This window comes from Pelagibius sp., assembly GCF_965249265.1.
GTDB lineage: Bacteria > Pseudomonadota > Alphaproteobacteria > Kiloniellales > Kiloniellaceae > Pelagibius.
Window position 1 is genome coordinate 1313310 of sequence record NZ_OZ252224.1, and the last position, 21465, is coordinate 1334774.

A 21465-nucleotide genomic window follows, 5' to 3' on the forward strand; every position below is an offset into this window, starting at 1 on the left:
GTGCTCTAGAGGGGACCCAAGATGCGTATTGCAATGGTTGGTACCGGCTATGTCGGGCTGGTTTCCGGTGCCTGTTTTTCCGAGTTCGGCACCGATGTGGTCTGCATCGACAAGGATGCCGCCAAGATCGCCCGGCTGGAGAAAGGCGAGATCCCGATCTTCGAGCCTGGCCTCGACGTCCTGGTGGCCAACAACCGCGCCGCCGGACGGCTCAGCTTTACCACCGACCTGGCCGCCGCGGTGGCCGAGGCCGATGCGGTCTTCATCGCCGTTGGCACGCCGACCGGGCGCACCGGCGGCGAGGCCGATCTCAGCTATGTCTACGACGCGGCGCGGGAGGTTGCGGGTGCCCTCCAGGGCTATACCGTGGTGGTGAACAAGTCGACCGTGCCGGTCGGTACGGGGCGGGAGGTTCAGCGCATCATCGCAGAAGCCAATCCGGAGGCCGATTTCGAGGTGGCTTCCAACCCCGAATTCCTGCGCGAGGGCGCGGCGATCAACGACTTCATGCGTCCTGACCGGGTGATCATCGGCGCGGAGAGCGAGCGGTCGCAGGAAGTGATGCGCGCCCTCTACCGGCCGCTTTATCTCATCGAGACGCCGATTCTTTTCACCACGCTGGAAACCGCCGAGCTGACGAAGTATGCCGGCAACGCCTTTCTGGCGACCAAGATCACCTTCATCAACGAGATTGCCGATCTCTGCGAGAAGGTCGGCGCCAATGTTCACGACGTGGCCCGCGGCATCGGCCTGGACGGACGAATCGGGCGCAAGTTCCTCCATGCCGGTCCGGGCTACGGCGGATCCTGTTTTCCCAAGGACACGGTCGCCCTGGTCCACACGGCGCAGAAGGCCGGCTCGCCGATGCGCATCGTCGAAACCGTCGCCGACATCAACGACCGCCGGAAAAAAGCCATGGCCGGGCGGGTGATCGAGGCCTGCGGCGGATCGGTCGCGGGCAAGACCATTGCGGTTCTGGGTCTGACCTTCAAGCCGAACACCGATGACATGCGCGAAGCGCCGAGCCTGGAGATGGTACCGGCCCTGCAGGCCGCCGGGGCGACGGTGCGGGCCTTCGATCCGGAGGGTATGGATCAGGCCGAGCCCATGTTGCCGGATGTCCAGTGGTGCCAGAATGCCTATGAGGCGATGACGGGCGCCGACGCCGTGGCTATTGTGACGGAATGGAACGAATTCCGCGGCCTGGATATGGAACGCGTAAAGGAAGCGCTGAAGGCGCCGGTGATGGTTGATCTGCGCAACATCTACAATCCTCAGGATATGGTCGGCGCCGGTTTCGACTACTTCTCGGTGGGGCGGCCGCTTTCCTCCTACGGACGGGGGCAATGACATCGGCCGCGGCTCCGGATAGCGCTCGACACCGCTTCGACCCGACCATACTGCGCGAGTATGACGTCCGCGGCGTCGTCGGGGAGACGCTGTTTCCCGCCGATGCCTACGCCCTGGGCCGCGCCTTTGGAACGGTTGCCAAGAGGCGCGGCGCAAAGGCCATTGCGGTCGGCTATGACGGCCGCCACTCCTCGCCGGACCTTGCCGCCGCTTTGTCCTCCGGCCTCAGCGACTGCGGCCTCCAGGTTATCGACATCGGGCGCGGCCCGACGCCGATGCTCTACTTCGCCGCCTACACGCTGGATGTCCAGGGCGGTGTCATGATCACCGGTTCCCATAACCCGCCGGACTACAACGGCTTCAAGATGGTGCTGGAGAAAGCGTCCTTCTTCGGGCCGGAGATCCAGGCACTGGGCGCGATCGCCGCCGCGGGGGACTATGAGAGCGGCGGCGGGACGGTCGAACAGCGTTCGATCTTCGATGCCTATATCGATCGGGTCCTAGCGGACCTGGGGCCGAAACAGACTCTCAGGGTCGCCTGGGATGCCGGAAACGGTGCCATGGGCGAGGCCATGGCTGCCGCCGTGGCCCGTCTTCCCGGACAGCACTTCCTGCTCAACGAAGTCATCGACGGCACCTTTCCCGCCCATCACCCCGACCCGACAGTTGCGGAGAACTTGGTACAGCTTCAGGAAACCGTCACCGCGCAGACCTGCGACCTCGGGATCGCCTTCGACGGCGACGGCGACCGGATCGGTTTGGTCGATGCTCGCGGGCGTATTCTCTGGGGGGACCAGATCCTGCTGTTCCTGGCCCGCGATATCCTGAAACGTCATCCCGGCGCGACCATCATTGCCGACGTGAAGTGCAGCGAGGCGCTGTTCGATGGGATCGCCGCGGCCGGCGGAGAACCGCTGATGTGGAAAACCGGCCACTCGGTCATCAAGGCCAAGATGAAGGAGGTCGACTCGCCCTTTGCCGGCGAGCTGGCCGCGCACTTTATCTTCGCCGATCATTTCTACGGTTATGATGACGGGCTCTATGCCGCCATCCGGGTGCTGGAGATCCTGAACCGGGAGGCGGGTGAGGCCCTGGCAGACTTCAGGGATTCGCTGCCCGATTTCAGCACCACGCCGGAAATCCGCATCCCCTGCGCCGAAGACCGCAAGAAAGCGGTGATCGGGGAGATCGAGGCGCGGTTGGCGGCAGAGGGGGCCGACGTCAACGACATCGACGGCGTCCGTGTGCGCGAGGGCGGCGGCTGGTGGCTGCTGCGGGCATCGAACACCCAGGATGTGCTGGTGGCCCGCTGTGAAGCCGGCAATGCGGCTGACCTGGAAAAGCTGGTTGCCAGACTGCGCGCCGAGTTGACGGCGAGCGGGTTGAATCTTCCCGAATTCTAAGCCTTAAGGCCGGCTCGCGGCCGCGTTACCTGGAGCCTTGCGCTTCAGGCTGAACGACGACACAACTGAAGTCGGCTGATATCAGCGTCTCACAAGCCTCGCGCGCCTGTTTCTCGTAAAGTCCCGTCAGTTGGGAGCGATAGAGAGTGCCGAGGCTGACGGAATCGATCCGCCGAATGGCAACCTTGGCGCCTTGAAGCGGCGTGGGGGCCACTTTCAGGGCCGACTGTGCTGAGCTGTGCGCCGCCCGGAAGCGGCTGAAAGCGCCGACCTGCACCGTCCAGTCGTTGGTCAGGCTCTCCACCTCGACCGATGATCCGAGGGCATCCGCGGCGGCGACCTGTGAAGAGGGCATGACCGGCTTGATCGCCCGGTTGCGGGCGGGCTGTGCCGCTGCAGTTTCGACCGGCGCTTTTTCAGCCTCGGCAATCTGCAGGGGCACCAGCGGCCGGAAGGGGTTGCGGCCGGGAACCTGTGGAATCTTGCGGACCCCTTGCGAGGCCAGCTTCTTGAAGCCCCGGTCCAGCAGTTTCACCATATGGCGGTCGCGGGACTTGGAGGTCTTGCCGCCGAAGACCACGGCGATGAGGCGCCGGCCCCTGCGCTCGACGGAGGCGACCAGATTGAACCCGGAAGCCCGGATGTAGCCGGTCTTGATGCCGTCGGTCCCCTTATAGGATTTCAGCAGCTTGTTGTGGCTGCGATGGGTGCGGCCCTTGTAGGTGAACTTGGTGGTCGAGAAGTAGTGATAGTACTGCGGAAAATCCGTCATCACCGCCTTGGCCAGGCGGGCCATGTCGCGCGCCGTGCTCTTTTGGCCGCGGTTGGGCAGGCCGGAGGCATTGCGGAAGGTGGTGCGGTTCATACCCAGCGCCCGGGCGCGTTTGGTCATCACCTGGGCAAAGGTGGTTTCCTTACCGGCCAGCGCCTCGGCGACAACAACCGCGACATCGTTTGCCGACTTTGTCGATAGCGCGCGGATCGCTTCCTCGACCGTAATCGTCTCGCCGACTTTCAGGCCCAGCTTCGACGGCGGCATACCGCTTGCGCGTTTGGAGACCTTCAGCTTCTGCTTCAGGGTCAGCTTGCCCTTCTCCAAGGCGTCGAAGACCATATAAAGGGTCATGATCTTGGTCAGGGAGGCCGGATAGTTGCGGGTGTCGGCATTCACCGAATGCAAAACCTGCCCGGTTTCCGCATCAACGACCATGGATGCATAGCGTGCCTGAGCCGAATGGGTGGTCAGCGTCGCCAGGATAGCGACGGCAGACAGCGCGATTGCGGCGAGGGATAGTTTGCGAATCATTTGGTCCCGTCATTTGTCCCTGCACGGGGCAGAGCGTCGCAGAGGTTTTTCATCAAGAACGGCCCGGAAAACCCTGAAATCAAATCCGATTCTAAGGCATTACCCGAATCTATGTCTAGTCTAATGGCTCAGCACTTTCAGCTTGGTTAAAATACGTTCAATACAGAGGCTTGCCGGCCCCGAAGCGGCCGGACAATCAGTCCCTGTTGGCATTTGGCTCGGCGTTCACCATCTTTCGGTGCGGTTTTCACGCCTCTGCGGGGCAGCCGCCGGCCTGAAATTCGGGCAACTTTTTGGAGGTAGATGAGATGTTTCCGCGTACCGTTTTCACGTTTGCAGCCGTCCTTTCCCTCGGACTGGCCGCCTGCACCTATCGTGGCGACATCGACAATCCGGCGACCATCAAGGCGACGTGGTTCAGCTATCTGAACGGCGACGATATCCGCGAAACCTGTGCCGAAGGGACCGCACCGCGTTACCGGCTGGTCTACAACGCCGACTACAACGAACAGATCCGCAGCTATGAGGTGACCGGTGACGGCGCCGGCGGCGCGGGTTTGACAGTGAGAGTGCAGGGACGCAGTGGCCTGAATGCAAGCCGGCTGACTCTGTCGGATCCCTTGGGCTGGGCGCGCTGGACCACCAGCCAGACGGCTCTGGACGGCGCGGCACTGGATCAGTTGGATACGGTTCTCGCGCAAAGCGGGGCCTTTGATGCGGCACCGACCGGTCTTCGCCTGTTTTCCAAGGAAACCTACTGGATCTCCAGCCTCTGCAAGGACGGCGTCTTCCATTTCAATGCCTGGCGTTTCCCCTCGGCCCGTTTCGATGCGATCACCTTCGACGCGCTGCTGTTCGAAAAGGATGCGACCGAGATTGCCGTACGGCCGCCGCGGGCGGTGACCCCGGGGGAGCGTTCCGACGCCCGGCTGCCGCGCAACCGGCAAAGCGGCGATGAAACCGGCAGCTTTTTCAACCTGCAGGTCGGTGAGAACGGTTTGGCCGGTAATCTGGCGCTCTAGCTCTCGTCTTCCGAGACGATGGTCAGGTGGGCGCTCTGGGCGCCGGGCCGCAGTTCCTTGACCCAGGGGCCGTCCGGCATCTTCACCGCCATCTGGGTCAGGTGCTCGTTCCACCAGATGCGCTGTTCGCGCAGGTCGTCGTAGTCGTAATGGGCCTTGCGCCAACGCCGCTCGGCCAGGCTGTAGGTCGCCAGATCGATGGGAAAGCCGACGTCGGCCGAGGAAAACCGCGACGAATCAAAAGACAGATAGGCGAGTTTCAGCGCCGTGGTCATGGCGCTGTCATAGGTGAGGGCGCGGTCCAGGATCGGTTTGCCGTAGGCGGTGGCGCCGATGGAAAGATAGGGCGTGCGCTGATCCACTTCGATCCAGTTGCCCTCGGGATAAACCAGGAAGATGCTGGACCCCTTATCCTCCGGCTGGGCGCCGGCGATGATGCTGTGCAGATTGAAGGTCAGATCGGCCCCCTCGATCTGCTCACGGTCCTCTTCGGCCACGCGGCGCAGGCAGCGGCAGTACGCATCCACGGCATCCAACAGAGTCGCGAAACCGGTGGCGTGATCCTTTCGCATATCCCGCTCGAGGTAGGCCAGGGTCTTGTCTCTCAAGGAGCGAAGACCCGAGGTCATGATGGCGAACTGGGCGCCTGCCGGCCCGTGCAATGACAGCTTTTGGGCGTTGGTGACCTGGTTGCCGCTGGTGATGCGCCCATCGGCGAGGCAGACGAGCCCTTCGCTTACCTTGATTCCCAAACAATAGGTCATACGCCATCCTGAAAAATGTGCCCTGAACACAGCCTTCGCGGCGGGGGGCTTGCAGACTGCTCACCCGGGGACTCCGGAGTCCCCGGGTGCTCCGGATACTGCCAAAGCCGTCTGGGCCCAGCAACCGGCCATTACCCCGGGTGAGGCCGCCGAGAGCCCCTGTTATCCACAGCGGGCAAACAACCCGCCCGGTTTTGTTGCGCTGCACAATTTATACTTGACTTCAGTATAAGGGTTAATAGATTGAGGCGATGTTGCGTTGCAGCAAAAAGGGTCCGTTCGAGCGCCGCTGCGGTGCGTTGAACGGGCGCGTTGAACGCCGGGTACGGTGGCCTTGAAGCCGCTTGCCTGAACCCGATTGCGCCCCCTAAGCCGACCATTTTTTTCAGCCGTCTGCCCAAGACACCCAGTCAAGACAGTTTCCAGGCGAGAGCCCAAGGAAAACGCCATAGGAGAGCCCGTAATGGCCACCAAGAAGACCACCGCCAAGACCGCCGCGGCGCGCAAGCCGGCGGCCCCCCGGACACCGACCAAGAAGACCGCCGCCAAGGCCACGGTATCTGCAACTGCCGCCGTGAAGAAGCCTGCGGCATCCAATCCGACGGCCGCCAAGCCGGAGCCTGTCGCATCGCTTTTTTCCGCTGCGCCTGCGGTTGACGCCGTCGAGACCATCGTGCCTTTGAGCGAAGAGGCGATGAAGCCGGTGGAAGCCGCCGTGGCAGCCGGCACCGAAACCCTGGAGGCTGTCGTCAAGGCAGGCACCCAGGCGGCCACCAAGAGCTATGAGCAGGCCGTCGCCATGACCCAGGAGCAGGTCGAGAAGGCAGCCTCCACGGTATTCCAGGGTTATGACGATGTCGCCAATCTGGGTAAGGACGGTGTGGATGCCTGTGTCCAGTCATCCACCGTCGTCGCCAAGGGTTTTGAGACCCTCGGTCTGGAGGTGATGACCTTCGCCCAGGGCACCATGGAGGCCGGTTTCTCCGCCATGCAGGCGCTTGCCGGCGTCACCACCTTTGCCGAGGTGATCGAGCTTCAGCGTGCCTACTCCCGCAGCAGCCTCGATTCGGCGGTTGCCGAGTCGGCCAAGTTGACCAAGCTTTCCATCACCCTGGCCAACGACGCCGCCGAGCCGCTGCAGTCGCAGCTGAATGTAACGGTCGAGAAGATGATGAAGCCCTTGGCCGCTTAGACCGCCCGCATAGCGTCCTCAGGGCCCGGCGCTTTGCGCCGGGCCCTTTGCGTTTCGGGGTCTGGGGTACGAAGAGTAGATCGATGAAAAGGAAATAAAACCTATGTCGATCTTTCTGTTCCGACGGCTGCGGGAGATCCACCGCCGCCGCTTCTTCCCGGACGCGACTCGGCCGTTGCCGTTAGGATCGGATTTCGCCGTTTAAGTGTGGCGGAGTTAACACCCCGAAGAATTCTTTGGGTTATTCTCGTCTGAGGGCTCTTGGGTCTTTTCCGAATGAAGTTCGACCCAATATGATGAGAGGGCCCTTTGGACGATGGGCCCGCTTTGGTGATGAGAACAAACTGAGCCTGATTAGACGTAGTGTACGATCATGAGTGACGACAAACAAAACGACGGCGGTACGTCGACGGGCATAATCGTCAAGAGCAAGCCCAAGACCAAGAAGCCGTCGATGTACAAGGTCCTGATGCTGAATGACGACTACACGCCCATGGAGTTTGTGGTCCATGTGCTGGAGCAGTTTTTCAGCAAGAACCGCGACGAGGCGACGCAGATCATGCTGCATGTCCATCAGCGCGGCGTCGGGGTCTGTGGAATTTTTACGTATGAGGTTGCCGAGACAAAAGTCACGCAGGTGATAGACTATGCCCGGCAGAATCAGCACCCTCTCCAGTGCACCCTAGAGAAGGAATAAGGCCCGGATGCTATCGGCAAACCTTGAGCAGACGCTCCATCGTGCTTTAGCCGGCGCTAACGAAAGGCGCCATGAATACGCAACGCTGGAACATCTGCTGCTCGCATTGATCGACGATACCGACGCGGTATCGGTGCTCCGTGCCTGTAGTGTGGACCTGGAGCGTCTGCGCGCCGACGTCCTGGACTACATCGACAACGAACTCTCCAGCCTGATCACCGCCCAATTGGGCGACGCCAAGCCGACCGCCGGTTTCCAGCGGGTTCTGCAGCGCGCCGCCATTCACGTGCAGTCCTCGGGGCGTGAGGAAGTCACCGGCGCCAATGTGCTGGTCGCCATGTTCTCCGAGCGCGAAAGCCACGCGGTCTATTATCTCCAGGAACAGGAGATGAGCCGCCTGGACGCGGTGAACTACATCAGCCACGGCATCGCCAAGGCCAAGGGCCACGAGGAAAGCCGCACCGTCGAGGGCGCCGATGAGGATGCGGACGCCGAGAAGGTGGTGCGCAAGGGCCGCGAGGCGCTGGACGCCTACTGCGTCGATCTGAACCGCAAAGCCCGCGATGGCCGTATCGACCCGCTGATCGGGCGCAGCGAGGAAATCGATCGCACGATCCAGGTGCTTTGCCGCCGCACCAAGAACAATCCGCTCTATGTCGGCGATCCCGGGGTCGGCAAGACCGCCATCGCCGAGGGGCTGGCGCGGCGCATCGTCGCCGGCGAGGTGCCGGAGGTGCTGCAGGAAGCGACCATCTTCGCCCTGGATATGGGGGCGCTGCTGGCCGGCACGCGCTACCGCGGCGACTTCGAGGAACGTTTGAAGGCCGTGGTCTCGGAAATCGAGGGCCAGGACAACGCCGTTCTCTTCATCGACGAGATTCACACCGTGATCGGCGCCGGGGCGACCTCCGGCGGCGCGATGGATGCGTCCAACCTCTTGAAGCCGGCGCTGCAGAGCGGGCTGCTGCGCTGCATCGGTTCGACCACCTACAAGGAATACCGCAGCTACTTCGAGAAGGACCGGGCCCTGGTTCGGCGTTTCCAGAAGATCGACATTATCGAGCCCTCGATCGAGGACGCGGTGAAGATCCTGCGCGGCCTGAAGCCCTACTACGAGGATCACCACAACGTGCGTTTCACCAACGAGGCGATCCGCACGGCGGTGGAACTCTCGGCACGCTACATCGGCGACCGCAAGCTTCCGGACAAGGCGATCGACGTGATCGACGAGGTCGGCGCGTCCCAGATGCTGCTGCCGGAATCCAAGCGCAAGAAAACCGTCGGCGTGAAGGATGTGGAATCCGTGGTGGCCAAGATGGCCCGCATTCCGCCAAAGACCGTCTCCAAGGACGACAAGACGGCGCTCAAGAACCTGGATCGCGACCTGAAGACCATGGTCTTCGGTCAGGATAAGGCGGTGGAGGCGCTGTCGGCCGCGATCAAGTTGGCGCGGGCCGGCCTGCGCGAGCCGGAAAAGCCCATCGGCAGTTATCTCTTCTCAGGCCCCACCGGCGTCGGCAAGACCGAGGTGGCGCGCCAGCTTGCCCATTCCCTGGGTGTCGAACTGACCCGCTTCGACATGTCGGAATACATGGAGCGGCATTCGATCTCCCGCCTCATCGGTGCGCCGCCGGGCTACGTCGGCTTCGACCAGGGTGGTCTGTTGACCGATGCGGTGGATCAGCATCCTCATTGCGTGCTCTTGCTGGACGAGATCGAAAAGGCCCACCCGGACCTCTTCAACATCCTGCTGCAGGTCATGGACTACGGGAAGATGACCGACCACAACGGCAAGACGGTCGACTTCCGCAACGTGATCCTGATCATGACCACCAATGCCGGTGCCGCCGACATGGCCAAGCAGGCCATCGGCTTCGGCCGCGACCTGCGGGTGAGCGAGGGCGAGGAAGCGATCAAGAAGCTTTTCACGCCGGAGTTCCGCAACCGCCTGGATGCGATCATTCCCTTCGACAGCCTGCAGCCCGAGGTCGTGGCCCGGGTCGTCGACAAGTTCGTGATCCAGTTGGAAACCCAGCTTGCCGACCGTCAGGTGACCATCGAACTGAGCGACGCAGCGCGCGAGTGGCTGGCCACCAAGGGCTACGACAAACAGTTCGGCGCCCGCCCCCTGGGCCGGGTGATCCAGGACCAGATCAAGAAGCCTCTCGCCGAGGAGCTGCTGTTCGGCAAGCTGGCCAAAGGCGGCGTCGTGCGTGTCGACATCGAGGACGGCATCCCGACCTTCACCTATCCCGAGGGTTCCGCGCCCAAGGGCAAGGGCACAGCGAAAAAGGGTGGGAAGCCGCCCAAAGGAAAAGGCAAGGGCAAGACCGAGACGGCTCTCGCCGACTGACCCCCATCGGTTTAGAAGGGACAAAGGCCCGGCCGCCTGATGGCGCCGGGCCTTTTCTTTGCTGCCTCTCTACCAGGCCGGTGCTGCTGTGCGCAGGTCGCTGGCCGGAAGAGTCCAGACGGGGGCGATACCGGTGATGGTGAGTGGAAAGCGGATGCGGCGGGCGGGGCCCCAGGTGGTTTTTTCGATCGCCGGATCGATGTCGGCCTCGGTCTCTACGGCCAGGCCGTCGTGCAGAGCTGCGCGCTTCGTTTCGCTGAGCAGCCCGGCCGTGGCGGCGAGCGAGAGCTTTGCGGAAATCACTCTCCCGGCAGCCGCGCGCTCCTGAAGCGCATGGAGCACCGCGGCGGCCATCAGATAGCCTGTTGCGTGATCCAGGGCCTGGACCGGCAGCGGCTGCGGCTTGTCGGCACCGCTCATTTCCATGCCATAGGCGGCGATGCCGCTGCTCATCTGCACCAGGCTGTCGAAACCCCGCCGTCCGGCCCAGGGCCCGGACCAGCCATAGGCGTTGAGGCAGACGTCGATTAGCCGTGGATTAAGGCGGCGCAGGGCATCTGCGTCATAGCCCAGTCCGGCCAGGGCATCGGGCCGGTAGCCGTGCAGCAGCACATCGGCCCCGGCCAGCAGGCTGTCGAAGATCTGCCGGTCCTCACGCTTTTTCAGGTCCAGGCCGGCGCAGCGCTTACCAAGCGTCACCTCCGGGATCACCCCCGGCTCGTTCCAGCCTGGCGGATCGATCCGCAACAGCTCGGCGCCGTAAGCCGCGAGAAAGCGGCCGGCCACCGGCCCGGCCAACACCCGCGTGAGGTCCAAAATTTTGATGCCGCGAAGGGGGCGGTCCGGGGGAGCGAGTTGAGGGAGCCTGTCGCGCCCCTCATGCGTTTGCCAATGGATCAGCGGCTCCTGCAGCACCGCAGCCCCCTGCGGATGTGCGGCCCAGGCTTCAAGACTGCGCATCACCGCCGCGCAGCCGCCGGCCGCAACCACGGCGGCTTCCAGATCGTCGGCTTCCCACTTGGCGACATGCGTTGCCAGGGTCTCCCGATCGTTGTGGTTTCCCAGCACCGACAGCGCGGCGGCACGGTGGTGCGGCGCGTTGGTGTGAAGCCGAATCCATCCGTCCTTGGTGGGATAGTCCCCGGCAATCGGGTCCCAGACCGGCGGCAGTTCCCAGCCTTGCGGCCGCAGGGTCATGCCGAACCAAAAGGAGGCCAGGCGGCGGTCTGCGGTAACGCGGGGGACCTCATCCCTTGTCGGGCTCGCAAGCCTTGCCACCATCAGGCCCGCCAGACCCATGGATGCGGCTGCCAGATCGGTGACCTCGAACCAGGAGGGCAGGTTGCCCTTGCCCGCTATGGTCAGGGTTGATGGATCGAGGCTGTTTTCTGCGGCAGGAAAGGCGGCGGCAATTTCTTCCAGGAAGGGCGGGGGCATGGCTGGGCTTTCAGCGAAGCTGGCGATGTTTGAATAAAGCTGGCAGAGACGGGACCGTCAATCACGACCGGGTCGGCACGCCGATGAACGCTTTACCGCTGAGGGGCGTCGTCGGATGACAAGAAGGGCCCGGCCGCTGCCTGCGGCCGAGCCCTTCTTTCTTTCACAGGCAGCCGTCCTGGCCGTCTGTGCCGCCCGGGCGTACTTGGGGCTGGCCCGGGGGTAGGGACTGCGCTGCGGTCGCGGTGAGGGAGGGGGAGGGTGCCTCGACCTGACAGCGTTTCTCAGCTCGTTTGATTTTCCTGAGCCTGAGAACTCTTTGCTCGTCCGCGATGGTGTCTGCACCGGTAATGCGGTGCCGCGTTTCGGTCGTTTCCGGAGGCGTTGGGTTGACAGGGCTTCCGCCGGAAACGGGATGGTTGGCTTTATGGTCCGAAACGTTTGGACGAGCGCTTCATGCAAATAGGACTGTTTGAAATAGCGTGGCGCATTCCCGTTCTTCAAAGGGTCTGCACAAGAATTGAGCTTTCCTTCCTCCTTTCCCGTTGCTTTGTGTTTGCGGGCGCGGCCTTCGAATGAAAATGCAGTTCGGCGCCGCGTTGTTGAGTGGCGCTGTGATACCGGCAAGCCGATCGCTTCGGAACCCGAGTTTGCGCAGAGGGCGGATGCAGCTTTGCATGAGCCGGAAATGTCACAGCGATGTGGCGCAGGTACTCATTCTGTGACCGGGTGATTTCAGAAGTTTTTCAATGACTTGCCAGCCGTTCGCCTGCGCCGGCGGTGCTCTGCCCTGGTTCCGGTTGTCGAATTCCATGGGCGGAAGACTTCGTCTGCATTGTGACTTTTCTCACTCTGGACTGTCCTGTTGCCCCTGCCCGGCCGCCCGTTTGCGCGCTTTGCTGAAACGGTAATGCAGACCGCCGAGGCTCTCGACCAGGCGCCACAGTGTCGTGAACCAAGGCATCGGCCGTGACCAATGGCCTGACAGTTTCGGCAGAGGTTGTTGATCCCGATCCGGTCTCAACCAAACATCGGCTATGGCTGTTCCCTCCGCTTCGCCGAGGCGCTTCAGCGTCCCTCCCTTCGCATCGAAGATGCCGGAGAGACCGCAATAGATGGTGTCCTCTGCCGGAAAGATGAAGGGTAGCGGGGTCTTCCAGGGGCCGGCCTTGTTCGCCATGACAACGGGAACGCCAAGTGTCTCTGCGAGCCAGGGTGGGCCCAGGCGCACGAGGTCGAGCATGCGCTCCACGTCGCTTTCAGTGAAGCCGCGCTGCGCGGTGGGCCGGGGTACCGAATGCGGCATGAGCAACAGATCGATCTTTGCGGCCTGGAGTTCCTGCACAACGGTGGAGAGCATTTGCTCGTAGCAGATGCTGACACCGATGCGTCCGAGCGGCGTATCGATGACATGCGGATCGCTGCCGGCCCGATAGAAGTAGGACTCCACCGCCGCCGGTGTCGATTTCCGGACGCGCCCTGCCAGTTCGCCGTCGGGCGCGGCGAGAACGAAGCTGTTATAGAAATGCCCGGCTTCGGCCTCCAGGAAACTGGTCCCGATCCAGACGCCCAGTCGTTGTGCTGTGGCCCGCAGCCACCGAACCGTGGGCCCTGCAGAAGTCTCCGCGGCCTCCCAGATCTCCGTCGTCATTCGAAAGCCGGTCGGGTAGAGCTCCGGCAGCAGGATCAATTCGGCGCCGTCTTTGGCGGCTTCGGCGACCAAGGGTTCGACATGGGAAAGGTTGCGGGCGATCTCGCCGTCCAGCGAGACGGCCTGCACCGCAGCAACCCGCAGCTTACGCACAGCGTTTTCCGTTCAATTTGAAGCGGCGTTACAAAGTGAAACGAATGCCGGCCGACTGTCAACGACCGGCAACCGGAAGAAGGGCTGAGTGTCGCTTTAGTCGCAGGCCTTGAAGGGGCTGTGGTGGCCGAGCAGGGCGATCTCGTGTTCCATGGCCTCGCGTTCGCGTTCCAGGAAGTGTTCGACGGCATCGCGGAAACCCGGATCGCCGATCCAGTGGGCGCTGTAAGTCGCCGTCGGTAGGTAGCCGCGCTGAATCTTGTGCTCGCCCTGGGCGCCCGCCTCGACCCAGCGCAGACCGTGACGGATGGCATAGTCGATGGCCTGGTAGTAGCAGGTTTCGAAGTGCAGAAAGTGGAAGCGGCCGAGGCAGCCCCAGTTGCGGCCGTAGAGCGTATCGCCTGATTTCAGGTTCAGCGCGCCGGCGACGAGCTCGCCCTCGTAGTCGGCCATGATCAGCACGACCTTGTCGCCGATGTCGCGGCCCAAGAGATGGAAGAACTCCCGCGTCAGATAGGCTTGGCCCCATTTGCGGTCGGCGGTCGCCATGTAGAATTCGAAGAAAGCGTCCCAATGACGCGGTTCGATCTCATCGCCGCTCAAAGCCTTTAGGACAATGCCGCTCTCGGCGACCTTGCGACGCTCTTTCTTGATCGCCTTGCGCTTACGCGATGCGAGCGCAGCGAGAAAGGCGTCGAAGTCGGCGTAGCCCTGGTTCTCCCAATGGTATTGGACGCCGATGCGCTGCAGCAGGCCCAGGTCACCGAAGTGATCGAACTGATCCTTAGGGGGAAAGGTGATGTGGAGGGAGGAGACCTGATGGCGCCGCGCCAGTTCGATCATGGCCGCGGTGAGGCCGGTCATGACCTCTTGTTTGTCGGCTTCGGGATGAACCAGCAGGCGCGGTCCCGTCGCCGGCGTGAAGGGTACCGAGCTTTGCAGTTTGGGATAGTACTGTCCGCCGGCGCGCTCGTAGGCATCGGCCCAGTTCCAGTCGAAGACGTACTCGCCGTAGGAATGGGATTTCAGATAGAGGGGCACGCAGCCGAAAAGGCCGCCGGCGGGATTGGGCAGTACCAGATGCTGTGGCAGCCAGCCGGTATCGGCGGTGACCGAACCGCTTTCCTCCAGGGCGTTTAGGAAGGCATGGCTGACAAAGGGGTTGCCGCCGGCGCAGGCGTCCCAGTCGGCGGCGGGTACCTCCGTGATTCGGCTGATTACCTGTACGGCTAGGGCGTCGCTTCCGTCCGGCATCTGTCCTGGCTGAGTTGAGAGCTTGATCCATAGGAGATGACATCGAAGCACGCCGCTGACAAGGGACGCCGTGTCTTTTCGCCGGTTGATCAGAGGGACCGCCGCTTCTTCTGCAGCATAGACATTGGCGGATTAGAGTCTTAGTTTTTCTACCAATGAATTTTTTAAGTCACCCGTTAAGTCATTCGGCAAAAACGGCTCATGCGCCGCCGTTCCTGGCCGCTTTGGTGGTCGTGCTCGTCGCCGCGGCGCCGGCGCGGGCCTCCGACATTCTACCGGCGCCCGAGGCTTCCTACAGCGCCGACACGCTGGTGCGCTATGCCGGCGAGACCCTGGAGATGAAGACCCTGAACAGAGGCTCCTGGGAGCGTCAGGAATTTGTCCTGGACGACCAGACCCAGGTGGCCATCCTGCGGCCGGACCGTAACCGGGCCTACGTGATGTTCGTGGAGAGCCGGCAGCTCTTTGAGCTGCCCTATGCCGAGGCGGCGCTGTTGCCGGCCTTTGCGGTGCTCCGCGGCCTGGAGACTGAGAAGCTCTCCGACCTCACCATCGAGGGCGAGGCGGTGGGGCACTTTCAGGTGACCCGCATGCCTGAGGAGGAAGCTGCTGAGGAAGACCCCGTGGTCCTCGACCTCTGGATAACCCCGGACGGCATCATCATGAAGGCGGAAGGGGAGATCCTGGTGGACGGCTATCGCGAGCCGCTTCAGTTGCTGCGCAAGAACATCCGGCGTCAGGAACTCGACCCCGATATCTTCGAACCGTCCCTGGCTTTGGAGCCCTAGACCGGGCCTTAGTCGGCCTGCAGGAACCAGCTGTACTCCAGCGGGCTGATCTGGGCCTCGAAACGCTCCAGCTCTTTTTCCTTACAGGCCCGATAGGCCCTCACGTAGTCGGCGCCGAGGTAACCGGCGAGGCCGCAGTCGGGAACCAGTTTTTCCAGGGCGCGGCGCGGCCGGAAGGGCAGGGTCTCGTCGTAGCTGGCCGAGGCGTTGCCCACCCAGGCTTCTCCGGGGTCGATCTTGCCGGTGATGCCCTGATGAATACCCGACAGTAGGGTGGCCAGGGCCAGATAGGGGTTGGCGTCGGCCCCGGCGACGCGGTGTTCGATACGCCGCGCGGCGCCCTTGCCGCCCGGCACGCGAAGGGCAACGGAGCGGTTCTCGAAACCCCAGGAGCGTTGCGTCGGCACAAAGATGTCCGGCACAAAGCGGCGGTAGGAATTCACGTTGGGTGCGAGGAAGGCCATGGCCTCGGGCAGTTGGGCCAGGGTACCGCCGATGGCGTGGCGCAGGGTATCGCTTGCGGGCTGCGCGCCGCCGTCGAAGACATTGTTGCCGGCCTGATCTAGCAGGCTGACGTGCATGTGGAGGCCGCTGCCCGCGCGCTCCACGTAAGGCTTGGCCATGAAACTGGCCTGGAAGCCGTGCTTGCGGGCAACGCCTTTGACGATGCGCTTGAACAGCACGCAATCGTCGGCCGCCTTCAGCGGGTTTTCGATGTGATGCAGGTTGATCTCGAACTGCCCGGCGGCGTATTCGGCGGTGATGGCGCCGGAGGGGACGCCTTGGGCGGTGCAGGCCTGGCTCATGTCATCGAGCATGCCGGCGAAGGCGTCCAGGGTGGACATGCCGTAGACCTGGGTGGAGCTGTCGCGCCGCCCGGTGACGGGCGACCGCGGCGGCTTGGGCGCCCCGTTGGGATGACGCTCCCGGTCGAGCAGGTAGAACTCCAGCTCGAAGGCGACCACAGGCCTTAGACCTAGATCGGAGAAGCGCTCCAGCACCCGGGCCAGAACGTTGCGCGGCTCGTAGTAGTAAGGCTCGCCGGTCTCGCTCTCCAGGGTGACCATGACCTGGGCCAGAGGCCGTTCGGCCCAGGGCACGGGCTTCAGGCTGCCGGGGATGACCTTTACGAGGCAGTCCGGATCGCCGTCGGAAAAGCCCAGGCCGTCCGGGTCGTTGCTCTCGCCCTGGGTGTCCAGCATGAAGACCGAGCCGGGGATGGCGAAGCCGGACTGCAGGATCTTGCCCATCTCCGCGACCGGGTAGCGCTTGCCGCGGACGATCCCGGAGAGATCGGCCAAAATGGCGTCCAGAGCCACCGTGTCCGGGTGGCGGGCGAGGAATTCGGCGGCCTCGGCGGGCAGCCCTGTCGTCGAATCAGGCATAGCGGCTATTTGTCCCGCCGCCCCGGCGGAAGGTCAAGCCTCACCGCCGGGGTGCTTGGGACTGAAATCCGGGTCCGCTCAGGCGATTTCCACCACCGCTTCCACCTCGACCGAGACGCCGAGGGGCAGGGATCCGGCGGAAACGGCGGCGCGGGCGTGGCGCCCCTTGTCGCCGAAGACCTCGACCATCAGGTCGGAGGCGCCGTTGATCACCTTCGGCTGGTCGGTGAAGTCCGCGGTGGAATTCACGAATCCGCCCAGCTTCACCACCCGCTGCACCCGGTCGAGATCGCCGCCGCAGGCCGCCTTCACCTGGGCGATGATGTTGATGGCGCAGAGCCGCGCCGCTGCCTGACCGTCTTCGACGGAGATCGTGTCGCCCAGCTTGCCGATGTACTGCGGGCTGCCGTCCTTCAACGTAACCTGGCCGGAAACGAAAACCAGATTCCCGGTCTGCACGAAGCCGACGTAGTTGGCGACAGGGGCAGCAGCCTCCGGCACGTCGATGCCGAGTTCTGCCAAGCGGGCGTCAATGGTTCCAGCCATCGGGCGGTTCCTCCAGATAAATCCAAGTGGGCGATTGCACTTCGGGCCGGGGCCTTGAAGTGTGGCCCCTTTCGTTCGGGGCGGGAGCATAGCCTCAGGCGGCGAGGCTTCACAAGCATTCAGGCACAGCTACGACCCGGAAGGTGTCGGGCGCAACCGCAGGACCTCGTCGCCGATCTTGAGGTCCCGGTGCGCCGGGGTGATGGCCTGGAGGTCGCCGTTCTGCAGGGCTGACCAGAAGGCCCCGGCCTCGGAATTCACAGCCAGCCAGGTCGCGTTCCAGCCGTTCTCCGCACTCTTCCGCTCCAGGAGGTGGAGGGTGAGGGTGCCGTCGTCGGTCCGGGTGGCGAACAGGAACTCGGGACCCGGCTGATCGGTCAGGTCGAGCGACGTCAGAATACATCCCGCATCGCCGCATTGCTTTGCCTGGTAGTGGATCCAGTCGGGTCCGATGTCTGCGGGCACGTCAAGGTCTGCGGGCACGCGCTGCACCCGTTGCCGGTCGGCCAGGATCGCCTGCACCTGCTGCGTCTGGTTTTCCGCGCGGTTCGCGCTGCGCCACTCCCACTCGTCGTCGACCAGCGCCAAGGCGGCGAGCCGTTCGGCGACGACGGCGGGATCGGCAATTCCGCTGTCTTCGGCCATGCGGGCCAGCACGTCCTGACCGGCATTGCCGAGCTCGAACTTCAGAAAGCCGTACTCGAACTTTGCCGGGTCGGCGCCGCCGCTGGCGAGGCGTTTGTATTGGCTTTCGGCGCTCAGCCTGTAAGGGTCGGCAAGCGGGCTCATTAGCGCCACCGTCGCCGCTGCCAATACCAAAATCAGGGCGATGTTGATCCGCCGGCAATAGACCATCCAGGACTCGCGTGCCAGGAGGGATGCGAGATAAGCCAAACTTGCGAGGGTCAGCAGTGCGGTGGCCACGGCGACGAAGATCCGTTCAGGCGTCAGGCCGTACTGGCCGATGCGCAGGCCGATGGCATAGGCGGCGAAACCGCAGAACAGCAGCAGACAGGGCAGCAACAACAGGGCGCTGACCCGCACCACGGTGGGTTGCTCGTCTTCCGAGGCGCCGTCGCGGACCACCGCGTTGACGAAGAGGATGCCGAAGCCGGCCAGCACAATGAGGGTCGCCGAGGCACTGACAAGGCCCTCCATTCGGGCGAGGCCGCCGGAGATCAAGACCACCACGAAGCTGACGGCGAGGACCAGGAAAACCGGTGTCAGGATGGCAAACAGCGCGAAAACGATGCTGCGCAGAGCTGCGATGATGCGCTCATGCTGGCGCGTAAAGAAAATGCTGAGGGCAAAGGCGCCGCAAGAGGCGGGCCATTCGAACAAAGGTTCGGCGATCAGGATTTCCAGGGCCTCGACGCCAACTTCGTGGAACAGCAATGCGAAGAGCCAGAGCACTGACCAGAACAGACCGAGAAAGCAGAGGCTGACGAGAACGACCAGGATGGTTTCCCAGAAATGGCCGAAGAGCCGCGCATAGGTAATGCCGTGCCATCCTTCGGTGTCGCCATTTGGTGTGGCCGCAGTCTTGCGGCCGCTTTGCCAAGCCTGAAAGAATGTCAGGGCGATCAGGGAGAAGAGCAGCGACTCGATGTACATGCTCAAGGTCAGAACATCACGGCCGTAGGGGTCTGGTTGGCCGTAGCGCAGCATCGCCGTCACGATGAGCAGGGCGTTGATCGCGCCCAGGACAAGGGCGAAGACAGAGGAGAACTGCCAGCGGCCCCGCGCGCCGGCGAGGGCAAAGGCCAATCCAGCCATCAATACACCCTGGCCGACTCCGAAGTCCCATGCCTGCAGCCAGCGCGCTTCCTCCAGGCCGTACATGAGAAAACCGACAGCCAGGCCGACACCCAGTATGACCAGGGCCCAACCGCGCGGCGGGTTTGTTTCGGTCGTCATCGTCGCATTCGAAAGTGTCACGGGGGGAAGCTCCCACTTCATGGATGATTTCTTACGACGGCGACGGTCAAAGGATCGCACAGAGCGTGGCCCCTGTCCCGCGAATCGCGGTGGGCATGCCCTGTTCTTCGGCACAATGTCGCCTCCTGCTGTAGTCGTAGAACCCGCCCGCAGGGTTCATCGTCCCTGCACATCAGAGGCAAAAGGCCCGTAGACGCGTGATCGATGGCTCAGTTTGCGGTCCCAAGACGGGCCGCCTGTCGGGCGCGGCGACACCAATTTGATCCCGTCCGGCCCCTGTCTTGGGATGGACGCTTTCGCGGCTCTAAGGGATAGTAAGTGACAGGCAGAACGCTTCGCAGCCGCCGATCGACGGGCGGGCGGAGGTTTTTCCAGTTTTTTGCGCTGTGGCGCGTGCTGCAAAGGCAGGCTCCCATGAACGCCATCGACTGGCCTACGCTGCAGATTGCCATCGTCCTCGTGCTCGTCGCCGTCGTCTTCGTCGGCTTCGTGCGTGAACGTATGGCGCCCGATGTCGTGGCGCTCTGTGCGGTGGGTGTCCTTCTGATCACCGGTATCCTAACGACCCGCGACGTGCTGGCGGTGTTCAGTAACAGCGCGCCGATCACCATTGCGGCGATGTTCGTGCTGAGCGCCGCTCTGGAGAGGACCGGGGTCATCGACACCCTCGGCCAGGCAGTGACCAGAACCGCCGGTCATTCGCCGCTGCTGGCAATCGCCGTGATGATGGCCAGCGTCATGGTGATGTCCGCCTTCATCAACAACACGCCGGTGGTGGTCATCCTGACGCCGGTTGTCATCAGCCTTGCCAAGACCCTGAACCTTTCGGCCTCCAAGCTTCTCATCCCGCTTTCCTTCGCGACCATTCTCGGCGGCACGACCACCCTGATCGGCACCTCGACCAACATACTGGTCGACGGGGTTGCCCAGCAGCAGGGTCTGGAGCCCTTCAGTATGTTCGAGATTACGGCGGCCGGTGCCGTCCTGGGCGTTGTCGGCGTCGTCTACCTGATCATTGCCGCGCCCTGGCTGCTGCCCGAGCGGGAGATCCTTGCCAGCCTGCTGCCGCTCGGCGAAGACCGCCACTTCATGGCCGACGTGCTGATCCCTCTGGACTCACCGCTGATCGGCAAACCCCTGAGCACCGCCGGCTTCACCGAGGAGCGCGGCCTGCGGGTCATCGACCTGATCCGGCGCGACAGCTCGCTGCGCGCCCATCTGGCGGAGCTGGTGCTGGAGCCGGGCGACCGGCTGGTCATCCGCAGCAAGGTCGGCGACATGCTGGGGCTCCGCGAGGCCGGCGATGTCGCCTTCGGCGCCCATGAGGTGCACGCCATCGAGCCCATCGGCACCCGGGAAACCGTGGTGATGGAAGGCGTGGTCGGACCACAGTCCCGTTTCGTCGGGCGGCCGGTCTCTAACCTCAGTCTCCGGCGCCTCTACGGCGCCTACATCCTGGCTATTCACCGCCAGGGCGCCAATCTTGCCGGCAACTTTGACGGCGTCTCCCTGCGCATGGGGGACACGTTGCTGCTTGAGGGGTCGGCGGAGAGCATGAAAAGGCTCTTCGACTACAAGGAACTGGTGAACCTCAGCCAGCCGAGCGCGCGGCCCCTGCGCCGCGACAAGGCGCCGATTGCCGTGGCGGCCGTGCTGATGGTCATGGTGCTCTCGGCTGTGGGGGTGCTGCCGATCGCGGCCCTGGCGCTGATCGCCGCGACGGCGGTGGTCGCGCTGCGCTGCCTGGATCCGGAGGAGGCCTACAGCTCGATCCGCTGGAGCATTCTGATGCTGATCTTCGGCATGCTGGCGGTCGGCTCCGCGCTGGAGAAAACCGGCGCGGCCTGGATGATCGTCCAGGGGCTGGCCGTCGTCGTTGCGGGTCTCGGCCCCATTGCGGTGCTGTCAGCGGTCTACTTCACCACCTCGGCGCTGACCGAAATCATGAGCAACAACGCGACGGCCATTCTGCTGACCCCCATCGTCATCGGCCTCGCCGAACAGCTCGGTGTCGATCCCCGACCCTTCGTCGTGGCGGTGATGTTCGCGGCCAGCGCCAGCTTTGCAACGCCGATCGGCTATCAGACCAACACCTTCGTTTACGGCGCCGGCGGCTATCGCTTCACCGACTTCATCAGGATCGGCCTGCCGCTGAACATCCTGCTCTGGGCGGCGGCGACGCTCATCATTCCGATGTTCTGGCCGCTGCAGTAGCGGGGGCTGCGC

At 63.5% G+C, this 21465-nt stretch carries 16 protein-coding genes; 8 read left to right on the forward strand and 8 right to left on the reverse strand.

The window, feature by feature from the left end; translation table 11 throughout:
* The first annotated feature begins 21 nt into the window (after positions 1-21).
* Both ACP146_RS06340 and pgmG read left to right on the forward strand, forming a co-directional pair.
* Positions 22-1350: a UDP-glucose dehydrogenase family protein gene (locus ACP146_RS06340; RefSeq protein ID WP_422365923.1), complete on the forward strand. Its 1329-nt coding sequence runs from the start codon at positions 22-24 to the stop codon at positions 1348-1350.
* On the forward strand, positions 1347-2753 hold the full coding sequence (gene pgmG, locus ACP146_RS06345; RefSeq protein WP_422365924.1) for a phosphoglucomutase/phosphomannomutase PgmG: 1407 nt from the start codon (positions 1347-1349) through the stop codon (positions 2751-2753). Before ACP146_RS06340 ends, pgmG begins: the two co-directional genes overlap by 4 nt.
* 25 nt (positions 2754-2778) lie before the next feature.
* On the opposite strand, the gene ACP146_RS06350 is transcribed toward pgmG, so the two are convergent.
* Positions 2779-4059 carry a D-alanyl-D-alanine carboxypeptidase family protein gene (locus ACP146_RS06350; RefSeq protein ID WP_422365925.1) on the reverse strand — a complete coding sequence of 427 codons (1281 nt, stop codon included), beginning with the start codon at positions 4057-4059 and terminating at the stop codon, positions 2779-2781.
* A gap of 308 nt (positions 4060-4367) precedes the next feature.
* Here ACP146_RS06350 and ACP146_RS06355 point away from each other — a divergent pair, with 308 nt between their 5' ends.
* The gene (locus tag ACP146_RS06355; RefSeq protein ID WP_422365926.1) at positions 4368-5081 is read left to right on the forward strand and encodes a hypothetical protein; all 714 of its coding nucleotides are present in this window, start codon (positions 4368-4370) and stop codon (positions 5079-5081) included.
* On the opposite strand, the gene ACP146_RS06360 is transcribed toward ACP146_RS06355, so the two are convergent.
* Complete coding sequence (locus tag ACP146_RS06360) at positions 5078-5845, reverse strand: peptidase (RefSeq protein ID WP_422365927.1); 768 nt, start codon at positions 5843-5845, stop codon at positions 5078-5080. The genes ACP146_RS06355 and ACP146_RS06360 overlap by 4 nt on opposite strands.
* A 463-nt stretch (positions 5846-6308) precedes the next feature.
* Between ACP146_RS06360 and ACP146_RS06365 the strand changes: the two genes are divergently transcribed.
* The 3 genes from ACP146_RS06365 to clpA all read left to right on the forward strand — a co-directional run bounded on the left by ACP146_RS06365 (position 6309) and on the right by clpA (position 10087).
* The gene (locus tag ACP146_RS06365) at positions 6309-7037 is read left to right on the forward strand and encodes a phasin family protein (RefSeq protein WP_422365928.1); all 729 of its coding nucleotides are present in this window, start codon (positions 6309-6311) and stop codon (positions 7035-7037) included.
* A gap of 373 nt (positions 7038-7410) precedes the next feature.
* Positions 7411-7734, forward strand: coding sequence for an ATP-dependent Clp protease adapter ClpS (gene clpS, locus ACP146_RS06370; RefSeq protein ID WP_422365929.1), 324 nt, complete (start codon positions 7411-7413; stop codon positions 7732-7734).
* 7 nt (positions 7735-7741) lie between these two features.
* Positions 7742-10087: an ATP-dependent Clp protease ATP-binding subunit ClpA gene (gene clpA / locus ACP146_RS06375; RefSeq protein WP_422365930.1), complete on the forward strand. Its 2346-nt coding sequence runs from the start codon at positions 7742-7744 to the stop codon at positions 10085-10087.
* A 69-nt stretch (positions 10088-10156) separates the two neighbouring features.
* Here clpA and ACP146_RS06380 read toward each other — a convergent pair whose 3' ends face one another.
* The 3 genes from ACP146_RS06380 to ACP146_RS06390 all read right to left on the reverse strand — a co-directional run bounded on the left by ACP146_RS06380 (position 10157) and on the right by ACP146_RS06390 (position 14582).
* Entirely contained in the window at positions 10157-11524 is a 1368-nt protein-coding gene (locus tag ACP146_RS06380) for a CoA transferase (protein ID WP_422365931.1), read from the reverse strand.
* Positions 11525-12371: 847 nt separating this feature from the next.
* Entirely contained in the window at positions 12372-13328 is a 957-nt protein-coding gene (locus ACP146_RS06385) for a carbon-nitrogen hydrolase family protein (RefSeq protein WP_422365932.1), read from the reverse strand.
* Positions 13329-13424: 96 nt separating this feature from the next.
* Positions 13425-14582: a GNAT family N-acetyltransferase gene (locus ACP146_RS06390; protein WP_422365933.1), complete on the reverse strand. Its 1158-nt coding sequence runs from the start codon at positions 14580-14582 to the stop codon at positions 13425-13427.
* A 227-nt stretch (positions 14583-14809) separates the two neighbouring features.
* Here ACP146_RS06390 and ACP146_RS06395 point away from each other — a divergent pair, with 227 nt between their 5' ends.
* Positions 14810-15370 carry a hypothetical protein gene (locus tag ACP146_RS06395; protein ID WP_422365934.1) on the forward strand — a complete coding sequence of 187 codons (561 nt, stop codon included), beginning with the start codon at positions 14810-14812 and terminating at the stop codon, positions 15368-15370.
* An 8-nt stretch (positions 15371-15378) separates the two neighbouring features.
* On the opposite strand, the gene ACP146_RS06400 is transcribed toward ACP146_RS06395, so the two are convergent.
* The 3 genes from ACP146_RS06400 to ACP146_RS06410 all read right to left on the reverse strand — a co-directional run bounded on the left by ACP146_RS06400 (position 15379) and on the right by ACP146_RS06410 (position 19218).
* Entirely contained in the window at positions 15379-16755 is a 1377-nt protein-coding gene (locus ACP146_RS06400; RefSeq protein WP_422365935.1) for a glutamine synthetase family protein, read from the reverse strand.
* Between the two features lie 78 nt (positions 16756-16833).
* Complete coding sequence (locus ACP146_RS06405) at positions 16834-17301, reverse strand: RidA family protein (RefSeq protein WP_422365936.1); 468 nt, start codon at positions 17299-17301, stop codon at positions 16834-16836.
* Between the two features lie 129 nt (positions 17302-17430).
* The gene (locus ACP146_RS06410; protein ID WP_425032331.1) at positions 17431-19218 is read right to left on the reverse strand and encodes a DUF4153 domain-containing protein; all 1788 of its coding nucleotides are present in this window, start codon (positions 19216-19218) and stop codon (positions 17431-17433) included.
* A 435-nt stretch (positions 19219-19653) separates the two neighbouring features.
* On the opposite strand from ACP146_RS06410, the gene ACP146_RS06415 reads away from it, so the two are divergent.
* Positions 19654-21453, forward strand: coding sequence for an SLC13 family permease (locus tag ACP146_RS06415; protein ID WP_422365938.1), 1800 nt, complete (start codon positions 19654-19656; stop codon positions 21451-21453).
* Positions 21454-21465 lie beyond the last annotated feature (12 nt).